The sequence below is a fragment of the Xanthomonas sp. LMG 12459 genome (assembly GCF_009192905.1).
Taxonomy (GTDB): Bacteria; Pseudomonadota; Gammaproteobacteria; order Xanthomonadales; family Xanthomonadaceae; genus Xanthomonas_A; species Xanthomonas_A sontii.
The window spans coordinates 46,429-60,857 of record NZ_NSGT01000042.1 but is presented as its reverse complement, the minus strand read 5'-3'; the positions used below and the strand labels follow the sequence as shown (position 1 = coordinate 60,857).

Annotated in this window: 14 protein-coding genes; 8 read left to right on the top strand and 6 right to left on the bottom strand. The window is 70.5% G+C overall.

What is annotated here, in order from left to right:
* Nucleotides 1–71: 71 nt before the first annotated feature.
* The 4 genes from CEK65_RS11215 to CEK65_RS11200 all read right to left on the bottom strand — a co-directional run bounded on the left by CEK65_RS11215 (nucleotide 72) and on the right by CEK65_RS11200 (nucleotide 4,718).
* Nucleotides 72–386, bottom strand: coding sequence for an EthD family reductase (locus CEK65_RS11215; protein ID WP_017908811.1), 315 nt, complete (start codon nucleotides 384–386; stop codon nucleotides 72–74).
* 243 nt (nucleotides 387–629) lie between these two features.
* Nucleotides 630–2,138 (bottom strand): CoA-acylating methylmalonate-semialdehyde dehydrogenase, encoded by a 1,509-nt coding sequence (locus CEK65_RS11210; RefSeq protein ID WP_152181768.1) that lies wholly within the window; start codon nucleotides 2,136–2,138, stop codon nucleotides 630–632.
* Nucleotides 2,139–2,164: 26 nt separating this feature from the next.
* The gene (ald, locus tag CEK65_RS11205; RefSeq protein WP_017912338.1) at nucleotides 2,165–3,277 is read right to left on the bottom strand and encodes an alanine dehydrogenase; all 1,113 of its coding nucleotides are present in this window, start codon (nucleotides 3,275–3,277) and stop codon (nucleotides 2,165–2,167) included.
* 64 nt (nucleotides 3,278–3,341) lie between these two features.
* Complete coding sequence (locus tag CEK65_RS11200; protein WP_167521989.1) at nucleotides 3,342–4,718, bottom strand: aspartate aminotransferase family protein; 1,377 nt, start codon at nucleotides 4,716–4,718, stop codon at nucleotides 3,342–3,344.
* Nucleotides 4,719–4,917: 199 nt separating this feature from the next.
* On the opposite strand from CEK65_RS11200, the gene CEK65_RS11195 reads away from it, so the two are divergent.
* Entirely contained in the window at nucleotides 4,918–5,466 is a 549-nt protein-coding gene (locus CEK65_RS11195) for a cupin domain-containing protein (protein WP_152181767.1), read from the top strand.
* A gap of 67 nt (nucleotides 5,467–5,533) precedes the next feature.
* Entirely contained in the window at nucleotides 5,534–7,036 is a 1,503-nt protein-coding gene (locus CEK65_RS11190; RefSeq protein WP_152181766.1) for an aldehyde dehydrogenase, read from the top strand.
* Nucleotides 7,037–7,195: 159 nt separating this feature from the next.
* On the opposite strand, the gene CEK65_RS11185 is transcribed toward CEK65_RS11190, so the two are convergent.
* Nucleotides 7,196–7,693 carry a DUF1203 domain-containing protein gene (locus tag CEK65_RS11185; RefSeq protein WP_152181765.1) on the bottom strand — a complete coding sequence of 166 codons (498 nt, stop codon included), beginning with the start codon at nucleotides 7,691–7,693 and terminating at the stop codon, nucleotides 7,196–7,198.
* Nucleotides 7,694–8,075: 382 nt separating this feature from the next.
* Between CEK65_RS11185 and CEK65_RS11180 the strand changes: the two genes are divergently transcribed.
* From CEK65_RS11180 to CEK65_RS11170, 3 genes are read left to right on the top strand one after another with little or no spacing between them, the layout of a single operon-like run.
* Nucleotides 8,076–8,654, top strand: coding sequence for a TetR/AcrR family transcriptional regulator (locus CEK65_RS11180; protein ID WP_017909931.1), 579 nt, complete (start codon nucleotides 8,076–8,078; stop codon nucleotides 8,652–8,654).
* A gap of 41 nt (nucleotides 8,655–8,695) precedes the next feature.
* Nucleotides 8,696–8,983: a YciI family protein gene (locus CEK65_RS11175; protein WP_017915756.1), complete on the top strand. Its 288-nt coding sequence runs from the start codon at nucleotides 8,696–8,698 to the stop codon at nucleotides 8,981–8,983.
* A 31-nt stretch (nucleotides 8,984–9,014) separates the two neighbouring features.
* The gene (locus CEK65_RS11170; RefSeq protein ID WP_017909929.1) at nucleotides 9,015–9,614 is read left to right on the top strand and encodes a DNA-3-methyladenine glycosylase I; all 600 of its coding nucleotides are present in this window, start codon (nucleotides 9,015–9,017) and stop codon (nucleotides 9,612–9,614) included.
* A gap of 63 nt (nucleotides 9,615–9,677) precedes the next feature.
* Here CEK65_RS11170 and CEK65_RS11165 read toward each other — a convergent pair whose 3' ends face one another.
* The gene (locus CEK65_RS11165) at nucleotides 9,678–10,271 is read right to left on the bottom strand and encodes a hypothetical protein (protein ID WP_152181764.1); all 594 of its coding nucleotides are present in this window, start codon (nucleotides 10,269–10,271) and stop codon (nucleotides 9,678–9,680) included.
* Between the two features lie 621 nt (nucleotides 10,272–10,892).
* Here CEK65_RS11165 and fdhD point away from each other — a divergent pair.
* Genes fdhD through CEK65_RS11150 form a run of 3 tightly spaced genes read left to right on the top strand, consistent with a single transcriptional unit; the run spans nucleotide 10,893 to nucleotide 14,348 of the window.
* Nucleotides 10,893–11,747, top strand: coding sequence for a formate dehydrogenase accessory sulfurtransferase FdhD (gene fdhD, locus CEK65_RS11160; RefSeq protein WP_152181763.1), 855 nt, complete (start codon nucleotides 10,893–10,895; stop codon nucleotides 11,745–11,747).
* Nucleotides 11,744–14,092: an FdhF/YdeP family oxidoreductase gene (locus CEK65_RS11155; RefSeq protein ID WP_152181762.1), complete on the top strand. Its 2,349-nt coding sequence runs from the start codon at nucleotides 11,744–11,746 to the stop codon at nucleotides 14,090–14,092. Before fdhD ends, CEK65_RS11155 begins: the two co-directional genes overlap by 4 nt.
* Entirely contained in the window at nucleotides 14,082–14,348 is a 267-nt protein-coding gene (locus CEK65_RS11150; RefSeq protein WP_152181761.1) for a hypothetical protein, read from the top strand. Before CEK65_RS11155 ends, CEK65_RS11150 begins: the two co-directional genes overlap by 11 nt.
* Nucleotides 14,349–14,429: the final 81 nt, after the last annotated feature.

The following is a 14,429-nucleotide window of genomic DNA, read 5'->3' as shown; positions in this document are numbered from 1 at the left end:
GCCGCATGGCCTGAGTCGTTCGCGCATGCGGCGCTTTCCGATTCCCTACTCCCGATTCCCCATTCCCGGCTTCACCCCACCACCACCTCACTGATCTGCATCACCGGCGTCAGGTCGGTGTAGTTCTTGATGTCGCCGAGGATCTCCTCCGCATGCGGGCCGAAGCCGGCCTGGAAGGCCTCCACCGACTCGCTGAAGATGTGGCACATGCCGACGTAGGTCGGGTCGCTGCCGGGGGTGCCGCCGGACAGGCCCTTGTCCACGGTGTAGCGCAGGCAGGCGGCGCCCATGCGCGCCTGCAGCAGCGGCATGTGCGTGTCGCGGTAGTAGGCATGGTCGAAACGGGCGCCTGGCGTGTACGGGTACATCACGCTGACCTTGATCATGGAGCGGCTCCTGTGGCGGCGGTGGGTCCCGGCCGGGCGCCGGGTGGCGCAAGGCTACACCCGGGAATGGTCGGCGCGTGTTGCGCTGCGGTGGGCGCAGGGCCGGGAATGGGGATTGGGGAATCGCAACAGCAAGAGCAACAGCAAGTGATGCGGTTGCCGGGTTGTCCGATGCGGGCGCCGCGGCGCTTTTACGATTCCCTATTCCCGATTCCCGATTCCCGATTCCCCATTCCCAGCCCTCTACCGCATCGTCGGCATCGCGAACTCGGCGCCGGCCGCGGCCTCGGGCCAGCGCGCGGTGACGGTCTTGAGCCGGGTGTAGAAGCGCACCCCGTCCGGGCCGTGCACATGCAGCGGCCCGAACAGCGAGCGCTTCCAGCCGCCGAAGCTGTGGAATGCCATCGGCACCGGGATCGGCACGTTGATGCCGACCATGCCGGCCTGCACCTGCCGCGCGAACGCACGCGCGGCGCCGCCGTCGCGAGTGAATACCGCCGCGCCGTTGCCGTAGTCGTGGTCGGCGATCAGGCGCAGCGCGGCGGCGGCGTCGGCCACCCGCACCATGCACAGCACCGGGCCGAAGATCTCTTCGCGGTAGATGCGCATGTCGCTGCGCACGTGGTCGAACAGGCTGCCGCCGAGGAAGAAGCCGTCCGGGTGGTCGGCCGCGCCCGCCGGGCGGCCGTCTACGACCAGTCGTGCGCCCTCGGCCACGCCGCTGTGGATGTAGCCGAGCACGCGCTCGCGGTGCGCGGCGCTGACCAGCGGGCCCATGTCCGGCTCGTTGCGGCCGGCGTCGGCCTGGCCCGCGCCCAGGCGCAGCGCGGCCACGCGCGGCGCCAGTCTGGCCACCAGCGCATCGGCCAGCGCGTCGCCCACGCACACCGCCACCGAGATCGCCATGCAGCGTTCGCCGGCCGAGCCGTAGCCGGCCCCGAGCAGGGCGTCGGCGACGTCGTCCAGATCGGCGTCGGGCAGTACCACCAGGTGATTCTTGGCCCCGCCCAGCGCCTGCACGCGCTTGCCCAGCGCACTGCCGCGCGCGTACAGGTCGGCGGCCACCGCGGTGGAGCCGACGAAGCTCAGCGCCTGCACCTGCGGGTGCGCCAGCAGTGCGTCCACCGCCGGTTTGGCGCCGTGCACCACGTTGCACACGCCGGCCGGCAACCCGGCCTCGTGCAGCCATTCGGCCAGGAGCAGCGACGCCGAGGGTGCGTGTTCGGAGGGCTTGAGCACGAAGCTGTTGCCGCAGGCCAATGCCACCGGCAGCATCCACAGCGGCACCATCGCCGGGAAGTTGAACGGGGTGACGCCGGCCACCACGCCCAGCGGTGCGTATTCGCTCCACGCATCCACGCCGCGGCCGACGTCGTGCGAATGCTCGCCCTTGAGCAGGTGCGGGATGCCGCAGGCGAACTCCACCACCTCCATGCCGCGGACCACTTCGCCGCGCGCGTCGGTCACGGTCTTGCCGTGCTCGGCGCTGATGCAGCGTGCCAGTGCATCGGCATTGCGTTCCAGCAGCTCGCGGAAACGGAACAGCACCCGCGCGCGCTGCAGCGGCGGCGTCGCCGCCCAGCCGGGAAAGGCCGCACCGGCGGCACGCACCGCCATCTCCACCGCATGCGCGGCGCCCAGCGGCACGTGGCGCTGGACGGCGCCTGTGGCCGGGTCGAAGACCTCGGCGTGCTCGTCGCCGCGGAAGGCGACGGGCTGGCCGTCGATGTAGTGGGACAGGGTGTCGCGCATCGTGCTCGATCCTCGGATGGACAGCGTCAGCCCAGCGCGTCCAGCGGCCGCACGAACTCCTGGCCCAGCGCCTGCGCCACCGCGCGGTGGGTGAGCTTGCCGGCGTGCACGTTGAGGCCGTTGCGCAGGTCCTGGTCGTCGCGCAGCGCCTGCAGCCCGTGTTCGGCCAGCAGCAGCACGAACGGCAGGGTGGCGTTGGTCAGGGCGAAGGTGGAGGTGCGGGCGACGCCGCCGGGCATGTTGGCCACGCAGTAGTGCACGATGCCGTCGACCTCGTAGGTCGGCTGCTGGTGCGTGGTCGGGTGGCTGGTCTCGAAGCAGCCGCCCTGGTCGATCGCCACGTCCACCAGCACCGAGCCGGGCCGCAGCAGCGCCAGTTGCTCGCGCGACACCAGCTTGGGCGCGGCGGCGCCGGGGATCAGCACCGCACCGATCACCAGGTCGGTGTGCGGCAGGCACTGCTCGATCGCATCGCGGGTGGAGTACAGCGTGGTCAGTTGCTGGCCGTAGAGTTCGTCCAGGTACTTGAGCCGCTCCAGCGAGCGGTCCAGCACGGTCACCCGCGCGTGCAGGCCCATCGCCATGCGTGCGGCGTTGATGCCGACCACGCCGCCGCCGATCACCAGCACCTGCGCCGGCTTGACCCCGGGCACGCCGCCGAGCAGCACGCCGGAGCCGCCCTGTGCCTTTTCCAGTGCATGCGCCCCGGCCTGGATCGCCATGCGCCCGGCGACCTCGCTCATCGGCGCCAGCAGCGGCAGGCCGCCGTGGCCGTCGGTGACGGTCTCGTAGGCGATGGCGGTGCAGCCGGAGCGCTGCAGCGCCGCGGCCTGCTGCGGATCCGGCGCCAGGTGCAAGTAGGTGAACAGCAGTTGCCCGGGCCGCAGCATCGCGCATTCCTCCGGCTGCGGTTCCTTGACCTTGACGATCATCTCGGCCTGCGCGAACACGCTGGCCGCATCCTCGGCAATGCGTGCGCCGGCGCGCTCGTACTCGGCATCGGTCAGGCCGATGGACTGGCCGCCGCCGCGCTGCACCAGCACCTGGTGGCCGTGCAGCACCAGTTCGCGGACCCCGGACGGGGTCAGCCCGATCCGGTACTCGTGGTTCTTGATCTCTTTCGGAACGCCGACCAGCATGAGCGGTTGTCCAGGCAGACGCAGCGCGTGGGGAGCGCGGGCGGTGGGTTGGGTGAGGGAGGGGTCAGGGCGTGCTACGGATCATGTCCGCCAGCACCGCGAAGATGCGCTCGATGTGCGTGGCTTCCACGATCAGCGGCGGCGACAGCGCGATGGTGTCGCCGGTGACGCGGATCAGCAGGTCGCCTTCATGGAAGCAGCGCTCGAAGATCTCGTAGGCGCGCGCGCCGGGCGCGCCCTTGCGCGGCGCCAGTTCGATCGCGCCGATCAGGCCGAAGTTGCGGATGTCGATGACGTGCGGCAGGTCGCGCAGCCGATGGATCGCCTCCTCCCACACCGGACCCAGCTCGATCGCCTTGTCGAACAACTGTTCCTCGGCATAGGTGTCCAGCGTCGCCAGCGCGGCGGCGCAGGCCAGCGGATGGCCGGAGTAGGTATAGCCGTGGAACAGGTCGATGGCGTTGGCCGGGCCGTGCGCGAACGCCTCGTGGATGGCATGGGACACGAACACCGCGCCCATCGGCACGCAGCCGTTGGTCAGGCCCTTGGCGGTGGTGATCATGTCCGGGGTCACCCCGAAGCGCTGCGCGGCGAAGGCGTGGCCGACGCGCCCGTAGCCGGTGATGACCTCGTCGAAGATCAGCAGGATGCCGTGCTTGTCGCACAGTTCGCGGATGCGCTGCAGGTAGCCGTGCGGCGGTAGCACCACCCCGGCCGAGCCGGAGATCGGCTCGATGATCACCGCGGCGATGGTGGAGGCGTCGTGCAGCGTCACCAGCCGCTCCAGGTCCTCGGCCAGTTCCGCGCCATGGGTCGGCAGGCCGCGCGAGAACGCGTTGCGCTCCAGGTCGAGCGTGTGCCGCAGATGGTCCACGCCCGGCAGCAATGGGCCGAACGCCTTGCGGTTGTTCGGCAGGCCGCCGACCGAAATGCCGCCGAAGCCGACGCCGTGGTAGCCCTTCTCGCGGCCGATGAAGCGCGTGCGCTGGCCCTCGCCGCGGGCGCGGTGGTAGGCGAGTGCGATCTTCAGCGCGGTGTCCACCGACTCGGAGCCGGAGTTGGTGTAGAACACGTGGTCCAGGCCCGGCGGCGCCAGTTCCACCAGCCGCTCGGCCAGCACGAACGGCAGCGGCGAGCCCATCTGGAAGGTCGGCGCGAAATCCAGCGTGGCGATCTGCCGTGCCACCGCCTCGACGATGCGCGGCCGCGCGTGGCCGGCGTTGCAGCACCACAGCCCGGCGGTGCCGTCGAGGATCTGGCGCCCGTCCACGCTGCGATAGTGCATGCCCTCGGCCGAGGCCAGCAGCCGCGGCCGCGCCTTGAACTGGCGGTTGGCGGTGAACGGCATCCAGAACGCCTCCAGCGTGTCCGGCGCGCGGGTGGCCTGCGCGGCGTAATGGTCGGACAGCGCCTGGGACGAGAGGGGCGGCTGAGGGCGCATCGCAGGCTCCACGCGAGGGATGTTGAAAAAACTTTACACCATGCCGCTGCGCCGGGTGTGACCCGTGGTGTCGCAATTCACGCGAATCGGGCGGGCTTTTCCTGGTTGCGCCGCAACACGGGCGCGTCGCGCGAAATTGACCGTCCGAGGCGGGTGTGTAAAGTATCCGGCAACACCGCCACCGGCGTTCCCATTCGCGATGGATATCGGCGCCCGCCTGCATCGGGTTCGCACCGCCCACGGCCTGAGCCAGCGCGAGCTGGCCAAGCGGGTGGGCGTGACCAACAGCACCATCTCGCTGATCGAGCAGAACAAGGTCAGCCCGTCGGTCAGTTCGCTGAAGAAGGTGCTGGACGGCATCCCGATCTCGCTGGCCGAATTCTTCACCCAGGACCTGGACCCGGGCGAGGCCGACGCACCGTTCTACCGCGCCGACGAACTGCCCGACGTCGGCAGCGACGGCATCCACTACTACCTGGTCGGCCGGCATCGCCCGCAGCGGCAGATGTGCATCCTGCGCGAGGTGATGCCGCCCGGCAGCGACACCGGCAGCGCGATGCTGGTGCACGACGGCGAAGAGGGCGGGGTGGTGGTGGCCGGCGAGGTGGAGATCACCGTCGGCAGCCAGGTGCGGGTGCTGCGCGCCGGCGAGGGCTACTATTTCGAAAGCCGGGTACCGCACCGGTTCCGCAACGTCGGCCAAGAGACCGCGGTGCTGGTCAGCGCCAATACGCCGGCCACATTCTGAGCCGCATGCGCGCCGCGTCGCCGGCCGTCGCGTGCTTCCGATCCTTCCGCCGCAGCAGGAGTTCCCGATGACCGCACCCCGCACACGCGACGCCTGGCAGGCGCTGGCCGACACGCTGCGTCCGCGGACCCAGGCCTTCATCGACGGCCGCTACGTCGACGCCGCCAGTGGCAAGACCTTCGACTGCATCAGCCCGATCGACGGCCGCCTGCTGGGCCGCGTGGCCGAGGGCGAGGCCGCGGACATCGACCGCGCGGTCGCCGCGGCGCGGCGTAGTTTCGAGGCCGGGCACTGGTCGCAGGCCAAGCCCGCGCAGCGCAAGAAGACCCTGCTGGCGTTGGCCCAGTTGGTCGAACGCCATGCCGACGAACTGGCGTTGCTGGAATCGCTGGACATGGGCAAGCCGGTGCGCGATGCGCGCGCGGTGGACCTGGCGGCGACGGTGCGCTGCCTTTCCTGGACCGCCGAGGCGGTGGACAAGCTCTACGGCGAAGTGGCGCCGACCGGACAGGACGAACTGGGCCTGATCACCCGCGAGCCGCTGGGCGTGGTCGGCGCGATCGTGCCGTGGAATTTCCCGCTGCTGATGGCCGCATGGAAGATCGCCCCGGCGCTGGCCGCCGGCAACTCGGTGGTGCTGAAACCGTCGGAGAAATCGCCGCTGAGCGCGTTGCGCCTGGCCGAACTGGTCGCCGAGGCGGGCATTCCCGACGGCGTATTCAACGTGGTGCCGGGCTTCGGCAAGGGTGCCGGCGAGCCGCTGGCGCTGCACATGGACGTGGACGGGTTGGTGTTCACTGGCTCCACCGCGGTCGGCCGGCGCCTGCTGCAGTGCGCCGGGCTGTCGAACATGAAGCGCGCGTACATGGAGTGCGGCGGCAAGAGCCCGAACCTGGTGTTCGCCGATGCGCCGGACCTGGAACAGGCGGCGCAGGCGGCCGCCGCGGCGATCTTCTACAACCAGGGCGAGGTCTGCACCGCCGCCTCGCGTCTATTGGTGCAACGCTCGATCAAGGATGCCTTCGTCGAGCGCGTGGTCGCCGCCGGCCGCGTGCTGCAGCCGCGGCATCCGTTCGACGACGACGCGGCGATGGGCGCGCTGGTCGATGAGACCCAGACCCACCGCGTGCTCGACTACATCGCCCGCGGCAACGCTGAAGGCGCGCGCCTGCTGCTCGGCGGCAAGCGCGTGGAAGTGGTGCCCGGCGGCTGCTACGTGGAGCCGACCATCTTCGACGAGGTCGGCCACGAACACACCATCGCCCGCGAGGAGATCTTCGGCCCGGTGCTGTCGGTGATCGCCTTCGACGACGAGGCGCACGCCCTGCGCATGGCCAACGACAGCGACTACGGCCTGGCGGCGGGCGTATGGACCCGCGACATCGGCCGCGCGCACCGCGTGGCGCGCAAGCTGCGCGCCGGCAGCGTGTGGGTGAACTACTGGGATGGCGGCGACATGACCGCCCCGTTCGGCGGCTACAAGCAATCGGGCAACGGCCGCGACAAGTCGCTGCACGCCTTCGACAAGTACACGGAGATGAAGGCGACGTGGATCAAGCTGGGTGAGTAGCGGGGAGTGGGGATTTGGGATTGGGGATTGGTGAAAAGCGGGGTTGCGGCTGCGGATGTCGTAGGAACGGCTTCAGCCGCGCTGGGCGTTCCCGGAAATGCCCAGCGTGGCTGAAGCCGCTCACAGAATAGGCGCTGTCACAGATCGCAGTGGCGCCACTCATCCCCAATCCCGACTCCCCAATCCCGGCTCCCGCTCCACCCGGCACGCGAAACAGCCCTGCCGCGCATGATGCAGATGCAGGTAACGCACCTGCGGGTCGGCGAAGGCGCAGGCGATCGCGGTGGCGATGCGTTCGCCCGGCTGCACGTCGGCGGCGATCAGCATGTCGCCGGCGTCGTAGCCGCGCAGCGAGATCAGGCGGCGGACGATGGCATCGGGTACTTCGCCCGGCGCCGGTGTGGCGGTGGCGACGTGGCGGCGCACGTAGATCGGGCCGGCGGCGCGGTACGGGGTCTGCGCGGGTTGGTGCAGGTAGTGCAGCAACAGCAGTTCCTCGCCGGGCCGCGCGTCCTCCAGGCTGATCCGGCAGGGATAGCCGAGCGCGCTGTCGGCGCGGAGGCGCCGCGCGTGACGTGCCTGCAGCTGTGCGTCGTCGAGGTCGAACAGCAGGGCAAACGCGGCGGCCGGCAGGCCGACGCAACGGAAGCTGGACATGGGCGCTCCAGGAACGAATGGAGCGCGCAGCGTGCCGGTCGGCGTGCCGCCATGCCGGCCGCATTCGGACACGGCACTGGTCACGCCTGGCATCCGGCATGGAGGCGGTGGCGCCTGGCGTCTCGGTGGCGGCGTTCGCAGCGCGCGGCGGCGGGTGAGGGGCGCGACGTACGTGCGAGGGTCGTCCTACCCGTCGGCCCGGATGGCGACGCTACGCGCACGAGCACGCAGGCCTTGCGTGCGTGGCGGTCCGCGTCGGCGCCAAGCGGATCGGTGGCAGCGCTGCGGCAACCGGCGGCGGGCAGCCGTTCTAGGTCGATTGACCTAGTCGCATTGCTGGCATTAGGATGATTGTCCTAAGGGGCTTGGCCTGATCGGGGGGATGAAGATGGACACGCGCGCACGCATCGTCGCCGAGGCCGACCGCCTGTTCTACGCGCAGGGCTATGCGGCCACCTCGTTCGCCGATGTCGCCGATGCGGTCGGCATCTCCCGCGGCAACTTCTATCACCACTTCAAGAGCAAGGACGCGATCCTGGATGCAGTGATCGCGCTGCGTCTGGAACGGACCCAGGCGATGCTGCAGGGCTGGGAAGACGCAGCGGTGGCACCCGCCGACGGCATTCGCCAATTCATCCAGATCGTTGTGCGCAACCAGGCGTCGATCATGCGCCATGGCTGCCCGGTGGGAAGCTTGTGCGGAGAGTTGTCCAAGCTCGAGCACCCTGCGCAGGCGCAGGCCACGCAGCTGTTCGGCCTGTTCCGCCAGTGGCTGCGCCGGCAGTTCGAACGCCTTGGGCGTAGCGCCGAGGCCGATGCGCTGGCCATGCACGTGCTGGCCTTCAGCCAGGGCGTGGCGGTGCTGGCGCAGGCGTTCGGCGATGCGGATTTCGTCCAGCGCGAGGTCGGGCGCATGCAGGCCTGGCTCGACGCGGTTGCCGCCGCGCCGGCAGCCACGTGATCGGCGTTGTTTTCCTCTTTTCCATTCGCAGGAGCGTGCTCATGTTCATCGTGTTGTTGCGTTTTGCCGCCGATCGCAGTCAGGCCGGGCCGTTGCTGCAGGCGCATGTGCAGTGGTTGCAGCAGGGCTTCGACGATGGCGTGTTCGCGCTTGCCGGGAGCCTGCCGCCGCAGGCCGGCGGCGCGATCCTGGCGCATGGCCTGAGCCGCGCCGACCTCGAGCGCCGGCTGCAGGCGGACCCGTTCGTCGCGGCCGGCGTGGTGCGCAGCGAAATCGTCGAGGTGGCGCCGGCCAAGGCCGCACCCGGCCTCGAGTTCCTGCTGGCATGAGCCGGCGTCGCGGCATCGACAGGACCTGCGCATGAACGCCACCATTCCCGGCCCCGACGGTCGCCCGCGTTGCCGCTGGTGCGCGGCGGCGCCGGAGTTCTTCCACTACCACGACAGCGAGTGGGGGTTTCCGGTCGACGACGACCGCCGCCTGTTCGAGAAGCTGTGCCTGGAAGGATTCCAGTCCGGGTTGAGCTGGCGCACCATCCTGGCCAAGCGCGAGAACTTCCGCGCGGCCTTCCTCGACTTCGATTACCAGCGCCTTGCCTTATTCGACGACGGCGACGTGGCGCGGCTGCTGCAGGATCCCGGGATCGTCCGCCACCGCGGCAAGATCGAGGCGGCCATCCACAATGCGCGCATGGCCCAGGCGCTGGTGCGGCAGGAAGGGTCGCTGGCGGCGTTCGTCTGGCGCTACGAGGCGCCGGCGGCGGACACGGCGCAAACGCGCGCGACCTCGCCCGAATCGGTGGCGTTGTCGAAAGCGCTGAAGGCGCGCGGCTGGAAGTTCGTCGGGCCGACCACGGTGTATGCCTTCATGCAGGCCATGGGCCTGGTCAACGATCACGCCGAGGACTGCGTGGTGCGTGCGCAGGTGGAACGGGCGCGGACGCGTTTCCGCCGCCCGTGAGCGGCGGATGCGCGGGCCCGGCCGCTCGTGGCGGGCGGGCCGCGATGGCGGCGCGTCCGCGCCTCAGCGCGGCAGGTAATCGGCGAAGGCGACCGGGTGCCGTGGATCGGCCGATTGCACCTGGTCGGCGTCCTTGACCAGGGCCTCGGCGTCGGGCGAAGGATTGGGGTTCATCTCCCAGCGCTGCTGGATGCGCTTGTGGAACAACCACTGCTTGCGCTGCGGGTCGTAGCGGAAGGTGATGAAGTCGGTCCAGTGCTGGCCGCAGGAGACCCCGTTCTGCACGGTGAAGTAGCGACCCTTGGCGGCGAACGGTTCGTCGCCATCGGTGAACGGATCGCACTGGCCGCCCTCGTCGCGCTTGAGGATCACCCGGTCGTTGCGCGCCGCCAGCCGGTAGTGGCCGTCGGCCTGCTGCACGAAGATCAGCAGCGGTCGCGCCGGGGCCGGATCGCGCTGCGCCTCGCCGCGCTGCTGCAACGCGACCAGATAATCGGCGCGGCCGTCGCCATCGAGATCGGCCTGCAACCGTGCCAGCGGCTGGTAGCCGGCCGGCACCTGGCGCAGCACATCGGCGGGCAGGTCGGCGGCGTTGGCGGTGTGGGTGCCGAGCAGCACAAGGCCGGCGGCAAGGCAGAGGCGGAACGGGATGGGCATGGGACGGTTTCGCAAACGTGGGGCCGCCAGCCTAACCGACCGGTGGGTGATGGCAGCAGCGCGACGTGGCGGCGGCGTGCGTCGCCACGACGCGCCTTGCGCTGGGGCTTCTTGCAGCGCACAAGGAAAGGCGCCTGCCGCGCGCCGCGGCGCCGAGCGCAGCCGGGTGGGGGCGCGGCTGTTGAAAGGGGGCGGCATCCGTCGCGGGTCGCTGGGTGTGCCTGCGCGGGCGCTTGGAAACGGCAGCGTGCCCACGCGCGCGGGCGACCGTGTGGCTGGGCCAGGCGCTGGCCGGCGCTTCGGCCCGCACGTGCGTGGGTCGGGTTGGCAGGGCGTCACCCGCGCTGCCAGTGGCGATTGGCCTGCCGCCCTCACAGGTGTACAACACGACGCTGTAGCATCCTTGACAGGTAGCAAGGCGTGTCCGATCGGCGCCCGCATGAAGCTGGTCGTGGGCTGACGCGGGGAGGCGGCAGCCGCGGAAGGCCTTCCGGCGTGCGGCACGGTCGCCGACGGCGGTCACCGCTGCCCATGGTGCGGCCGAGCGACGGGAGTGCCCCCGGCATCCCCGTCGCACGGCAGAATGCGTTCGTGCTGTTCCACTGAGTCCGGAGGGTCGCGATGTATTCGGGTGCGTCATCCAGGCCAGGTGCGGTCGCGCGCGGCGTGCGTCGCCACCGCGACGGGCGCACGGCCGTCGCCCAGGACCTGGTCGCGGCCGAGGTGCCGGTGGCGTTCGCCTACAACGACACGCCGTTCGTGGTGATGATGGCCACGCCGGAAGACCTGGAGGATTTCGCGCTGGGCTTCTCGCTCAGCGAGGGCATCGTCGCGGCGCCGGCGCAGCTGCGCATCGAGGCGGTGGAAACGTATCTGGAAGGCGTGTCCCTGCGCCTGCAGATTCCGCCGACGCAGGCGGCGGCATTACAGGCGCGGCGCCGCAACCTGGACGGGCGCAGCGGCTGCGGCGTGTGCGGCAGCGAATCGCTGGAGGCGGTGTTGCGCGCGCCGCGGCCTGTGCCGGCCGGTACCCCGATCGCGCCCGCGGCGCTGGCCCAGGCGCTTCGCGCGCTGCGCGCGCAGCAGACCCTCAACGCGCTGACCGGCGCCACCCATGCCGCGGCATGGGCCGACGCGCGCGGCGAGCTGCAGCTGATCCGCGAGGACGTCGGCCGCCACAACGCGCTGGACAAGCTGATCGGCGCGCTGGCCGGCGCCGGCCTCGACCCGGGCGCCGGCTTCGCCGTGGTCACCAGCCGTGCCAGCTACGAAATGGCGATGAAGGCCACGCAGGCCGGCATCCCGTTGCTGGCCGCCATTTCCGCGCCCACCGCGCTGGCCATCGCGCTCGCCGACAGCGCCGGCCTCACCCTGATCGGCTTCGCCCGCGATCACGATTACGTCGTCTACAGCCATCCGCAGCGCCTGGGGCAGCACGCCCCACCGCACACAGAACCCGCCGGAGAGCCCGCATGAGCAAGAAGACCATCCAGCCCTACACGCAACCGGCCGGCGGTTGGGGGGCGTTGCGCGCGGTGGCCAAGCACCTGATGGAGCAGGACGTGGCGGTGCAGGGCGCCAAGACCCTGCTGCACGTCAACCAGCCCGACGGCTTCGACTGCCCCGGCTGCGCCTGGCCCGACCGCGACCACACCTCCACCTTCGAGTTCTGCGAGAACGGCGCCAAGGCGGTGGCCGCCGAATCCACCGCACGCCGTGCCACCCCGGAGCTGTTCGCCCAGCACAGCGTCGCGCAACTGGCCCGCTACAGCGACTACTGGCTGGAAGGGCAGGGCCGGCTGACCCAGCCGCTGCGCTACGACGCCGACACCGACCACTACGTGCCGATCGACTGGGACGACGCGTTCGCGCTGATCGCCCGGCACCTCAATGGCCTGGCCTCGCCGAACGAGGCGATCTTCTACACCTCCGGCCGCACCAGCAACGAGGCCGCGTTCCTGTACCAGCTGTTCGTGCGCGAGTTCGGCACCAACAACTTTCCGGACTGCTCCAACATGTGCCACGAGCCGTCCGGCACCGCGCTCAAGGCGCAGATCGGGGTCGGCAAGGGCACCGTGTCGCTGCAGGATTTCGAACTGGCCGATGCGATCTTCATCTTCGGCCAGAACCCCGGCACCAACCATCCGCGCATGCTCGGCGAACTGCGCCAGGCGGCCAAGCGCGGCGCGGCGATCGTCTCGTTCAATCCGCTGCGCGAACGCGGCCTGGAGAAGTTCGCCGATCCGCAGGACAAGCTGCAGATGCTGCACAACGGCTCCACGCGCATCTCCTCGGACTATTTCCAGCTCAAGATCGGCGGCGACCTGGCGGCGGTCAAGGGCATCATCAAGCACGTGCTGGAGCGTGATGCCGACGCGGCCCGCGGGGGGCAGCCGCGCCTGCTGGACCTGGAGTTCATCGCGCGCCACACCGTCGGCTTCGAGGCCTTCGCCGCCGAGGTCGCGGCCGAGCCGTGGGACACCATCGTCGAGGAGTCCGGGCTGAGCGAGGCCGAACTGCGCAAGGCCGGCGAGATCTACCTCAAGGCCGAGCGGCTGATCGCCTGCTGGGGCATGGGCATCACCCAGCACAAGCATTCGGTGGCGACCATCCAGATGATCGCCAACCTGCTGCTGCTGCGCGGCCATCTGGGCCGTCCCGGCGCCGGCGCCTGCCCGGTGCGCGGCCACAGCAACGTGCAGGGCGACCGCACGATGATGATCTACGAGAAGCCGCCGGAAGCGTTCCTGGACCGGCTGCAGGCGGTGTTCGGCTTCGCCCCTCCGCGCGCGCCCGGTTACGACACGGTCGGTGCGATCGAGGCGATGGCCGACGGCCGCGCCAAGGTGTTCTTCGCCATGGGCGGCAATTTCGCCACCGCCACCCCCGATACCGACGCGACCCATCGCGCGCTGCGCCGCTGCGATCTCACCGTGCACGTCACCACCAAGCTCAACCGCAGCCACCTGGTGCACGGCCGCGACGCGCTGATCCTGCCATGCCTGGGCCGCACCGAGATCGACATCCAGGAGGGCGGGCCGCAGCACGTCAGCGTCGAGGATTCGATGAGCATGGTGCACCTGTCCGGCGGCATCAATCCGCCGGCCTCGCCGCAGTTGCTGTCCGAGCCGGCGATCGTGGCGCGGCTGGCCGAGGCCACGCTGGGGGCGCGCAGCGCGATACGCTGGCGCTGGCTGGTGGCCGACTACGACCGCATCCGCGACCTGATCGGGCAGATGTTCGACGACTTCGCCGACTTCAACGCGCGGGTGCGGGTGCCGGGCGGCTTCCGCCTGTCCAACGGCGCGCGCGACCGCGAATGGGACACGCCGGAGGGCCGCGCGGTGTTCAAGGTGCATGCGGTGCCCACCGACAATCCGATCCACCGCGCGCGCCGTCAGCACCCCGGGCAACTGGTGTTCACCCTGGCGACCACGCGCTCGCACGACCAGTACAACACCACCATCTACGGCCTGGACGACCGCTACCGCGGCGTGTTCGGCGAGCGCCGCGTGCTGTTCATCAACGCCGCCGACATCGCCGACCTGGGCATGCGCGCCGGCGACTGGGTGGACCTGCACAGTCTCTGCGAGGACGGCGTGCCGCGCCAGGCCAAGCGCTTCCTGCTGGTCGAGTACAACATCCCGCGCGGCTGCCTGGCGGCCTACTACCCGGAGACCAATGCGCTGGTGCCCTTGTCCAGCTTCGCCGACGAGGCGCGCACGCCGACCTCCAAATCGATTCCGGTGGTGGTCACTGCGCATCTGGCCGACGCCGCCGCGGCGGCGCCGCGCGACATCGGTGTGGCGCTTGTCCGCTGATCCGCTGCTGACCGCGCGTCTGTTGCGACTGCTGGCCGAGGCGCCGGACGGCATGGCGCTGGCGCGTGTGTGCAAGCGCCTGGACGTGCGCATGAGCGTGCTGCTGCGCACGCTGGCCTGGCTCGGCGATGCCGAACTCGCCGGGCAGCCGGGGCCGGGCTGGGTGCGGGTGGAACGTCGCGGTGAGCGCGAGATCGCGGTGCTTGCCGAGGCGGGCCGAGCCGCTGCGCAGGCGGCGGGTGCTGTCTCGCCCTGAGTCCGGCGGTGGCCGTCGGGCCGGGCCTGTGATGCGCACCACGGGATGCACCGAGCCTGCCAGTCCACGGCGCATTTTTTC

What these genes read in the sequence shown, in the direction of transcription:
- CEK65_RS11215 (WP_017908811.1), bottom strand. Translation starts at nt 386, where the DNA reads ATGATCAAGGTCAGCGTGATGTACCCGTACACGCCAGGCGCCCGTTTC.
- CEK65_RS11210 (WP_152181768.1), bottom strand. Translation starts at nt 2,138, where the DNA reads ATGCGCGACACCCTGTCCCACTACATCGACGGCCAGCCCGTCGCCTTC.
- ald (WP_017912338.1), bottom strand. Translation starts at nt 3,277, where the DNA reads ATGCTGGTCGGCGTTCCGAAAGAGATCAAGAACCACGAGTACCGGATC.
- CEK65_RS11200 (WP_167521989.1), bottom strand. Translation starts at nt 4,718, where the DNA reads ATGCGCCCTCAGCCGCCCCTCTCGTCCCAGGCGCTGTCCGACCATTAC.
- CEK65_RS11195 (WP_152181767.1), top strand. Translation starts at nt 4,918, where the DNA reads ATGGATATCGGCGCCCGCCTGCATCGGGTTCGCACCGCCCACGGCCTG.
- CEK65_RS11190 (WP_152181766.1), top strand. Translation starts at nt 5,534, where the DNA reads ATGACCGCACCCCGCACACGCGACGCCTGGCAGGCGCTGGCCGACACG.
- CEK65_RS11185 (WP_152181765.1), bottom strand. Translation starts at nt 7,693, where the DNA reads ATGTCCAGCTTCCGTTGCGTCGGCCTGCCGGCCGCCGCGTTTGCCCTG.
- CEK65_RS11180 (WP_017909931.1), top strand. Translation starts at nt 8,076, where the DNA reads ATGAAGATGGACACGCGCGCACGCATCGTCGCCGAGGCCGACCGCCTG.
- CEK65_RS11175 (WP_017915756.1), top strand. Translation starts at nt 8,696, where the DNA reads ATGTTCATCGTGTTGTTGCGTTTTGCCGCCGATCGCAGTCAGGCCGGG.
- CEK65_RS11170 (WP_017909929.1), top strand. Translation starts at nt 9,015, where the DNA reads ATGAACGCCACCATTCCCGGCCCCGACGGTCGCCCGCGTTGCCGCTGG.
- CEK65_RS11165 (WP_152181764.1), bottom strand. Translation starts at nt 10,271, where the DNA reads ATGCCCATCCCGTTCCGCCTCTGCCTTGCCGCCGGCCTTGTGCTGCTC.
- fdhD (WP_152181763.1), top strand. Translation starts at nt 10,893, where the DNA reads ATGTATTCGGGTGCGTCATCCAGGCCAGGTGCGGTCGCGCGCGGCGTG.
- CEK65_RS11155 (WP_152181762.1), top strand. Translation starts at nt 11,744, where the DNA reads ATGAGCAAGAAGACCATCCAGCCCTACACGCAACCGGCCGGCGGTTGG.